The 2,434-nt window shown below is 56.1% G+C and carries 2 protein-coding genes; both read right to left on the bottom strand.

The genetic code is table 11. The annotated features are described in order from the left end of the window. Positions 1-66: 66 nt before the first annotated feature. A complete protein-coding gene (gene istB, locus IB286_RS15300; RefSeq protein WP_190767024.1) occupies positions 67-816 on the bottom strand; it encodes an IS21-like element helper ATPase IstB in 750 nt (249 codons plus the stop codon). Further along, the gene (istA, locus tag IB286_RS15295; protein WP_317889781.1) at positions 813-2,342 is read right to left on the bottom strand and encodes an IS21 family transposase; all 1,530 of its coding nucleotides are present in this window, start codon (positions 2,340-2,342) and stop codon (positions 813-815) included. Before istA ends, istB begins: the two co-directional genes overlap by 4 nt. Positions 2,343-2,434 lie beyond the last annotated feature (92 nt).

The following is a 2,434-nucleotide window of genomic DNA, read 5'->3' as shown; positions in this document are numbered from 1 at the left end:
TGTTTAGCGTCAACTATCTTGTCCGGTCGGCGACAACTATGATGGCCGGTTGGGTGGTTCAGTTTTCTACTGGCTTTTCGCCTTTTCCATGTGCTGCTGTTTCCGGTAACTTTCTCCCTCCAGTTCGATAATTGTCGCGTGGTGGATAAGCCGGTCAATCGCTGCCACAGTCATGATGCTGTCAGGAAAGATTTGATCCCATTCGCTGAACGGCTGATTGGCGGTGATGATGAGGCTGCCGCTTTCGTAGCGGTGCGCGATGAACTCAAAGAGCACATGCGTTTCCGCATCCGTTTTCTTCACATAGCCGATGTCGTCAATGATGAGTACCCGGTATTTATCCAGCCGGGTCATCGCTGTCATCAGATCCAGGTCGCGCTTGGCTTGCTGCAATAGCTGAACCAGGGCGATGGCTGGAAACAGCTTGCAGCGAATACCCTGCTCTACTAGCCGATGTCCCAGGGCGTTGGCAATGTGGGTTTTGCCGGTGCCGCTCGGGCCTAGCAGCAAGACATTGTCAGCGCGGTGCGCCCAGTCTATGTCCTGCTGTAGTTTAGCCAGCGCGGTTTGCTGGGCTTTGATCAGCTCGCTGTTTTCCAAGGTGGCAAAGGTTTTATTGTTGACCAGACCGGCTTCACGCAGCCACTTGTAGGTTCGCCTCTGATAGCGGTCGGATAGCTCGTATTCGCACAGGGCGGACAGATAGTCTGTGTGCGACCAGCCTTTCTCTACCGCAAGATCCCACAGTGATTGGTAGTGACGAACAAACGCAGGCAGCTTGAGTTCTTTGAGTAACAGGGCAACGGTATCGCTCATGAGCAGCCCTCCGCCATAGCGGCTTCGCGTTGGCTCTCGCCTCTGATCGAAGAGAGCAATTCATCGTAGCTGGCCAATGGATGTTGGGCGGTCATCACCGAAGACGTGATTGTCTGGCCGCTCAGGTAACGCGCCTGCATGTCCGTAATTGACGCGAAGTGACCTGCCCGGGCTGGCGCCAACAAGTCTTCTCCTAACCCCCTTTCATCGTCGTACTCAAACGCCAGCCTCAGGACGGTCACGATCCATTTACAGGCCTCACGAGCCTCCAGGTGTTGGTCAGCCAGATGCCAGAGTTCACGGTAATTGTCGTCAGGCAGTAAATCATCGCGCAGCTGGGAATAGCGAAACGCCTGCGGCTTGGAGGCCAGTGAGCGAATCACGTGACGGTAATTGATGCTGCGTGCCCGCTGTTCACCGGGCTTGGGATAAACGCGCGGCAAGGTCAGTGCCCATTGTTGGCCGACGTACAGCGCCAATTGATCGTGATGCAAGCGCACCTGAACGCGTTCACCAATCAGCCGTGAGGGCACGGTATAGACGACGCGCCTGATCTCGATGGTCGATGAACGGGTAACTTTGACGTTGAGCGTCCGGTAATCCGCCATCTCATCGCCAGGCAGGGGTTGCAGGGAGGCCTGCTCTTCGGCAAAGCGACTGCGAGTCCGACGGTTCAGTTTATCCACCACCTGATCGATCAGCGCCTGGTAGGCTTCAACCGAATCAAAGTCGGCATGGCCGCGCAGCTTCAGTTGCTGAGACAAGCGTTGCTTGAGTGAGCCATTGGCACACTCAACTACGCCATTCTCATGGGACTGCCCGGGATTGTTGCGGGTGGGCTGCATGCCGTAGTGCTCGCACAGCTTGATGTAGTCATCTGTCCAGACATTTTGCGTATTATTACGCGCTGCGCTCAGACTGTCGGTGCGGTGTTCCAGAGGACTGCCTCCCGCTTGTTTCAAAGCGCGTTGCAGACCGCAGGCCAAAGCCGCATAGCTCTCGCCTCCTTGCACTACAGTGACTGAACGCCAGCCACTGTAGGCCAGACGAAACTGATACAGCAGATGCGCGAAGGGTTTGCCCTGAAGGGTGATTGGACTGTCAGGATGGGTGAAGTCGGAGAAACCTTGCTGTGATACCACGGCCTGCTGCCGGAACATCACCTCCCGGTCAGGGCCGTGTAGGGCTTTCCATTGTTTAACGCGTCGCTGCAACGTGCGCAGGATGCGCTGATCATAGTGTTCGGGGTAATGCTCTTCCAGATAGTCGAGCAGGGTGGTTCCCGTCAGTGACGGCTCTCGCTCAAGCAGCGGTACAAGCTCAGCGCTCCACACAGCCTCGAGCGGATCTTCACGAGTGCGCCAATCACGTTCAGTTTTACTGCGGGCTCCCCCAGCTTGTTCAATGCGCCGTCCGGAGCGGACGGAAATACCTGCTTTGGCGGCGGCCACTTCCTGACTGGCGCCGGCTTTACGATGCTGCATATACAGATCCTCTTGTCGGTGGGTAATGTGTTGACCAGGCACTTGTGCTCCATGGAGGAAAACAAATGCCTATTGTCATACCCAACCGGCCAAGATAGTTGTCGCTAACCGGTCATCCTAATTGTCGCCGAACA

The sequence above is a fragment of the Spongiibacter pelagi genome, from assembly GCF_014705705.1.
Lineage (GTDB): Bacteria > Pseudomonadota > Gammaproteobacteria > Pseudomonadales > Spongiibacteraceae > Spongiibacter > Spongiibacter pelagi.
This window is presented reverse-complemented; position numbering and strand designations above follow the sequence as displayed.

What these genes read in the sequence shown, in the direction of transcription:
- istB (WP_190767024.1), bottom strand. Translation starts at nt 816, where the DNA reads ATGAGCGATACCGTTGCCCTGTTACTCAAAGAACTCAAGCTGCCTGCG.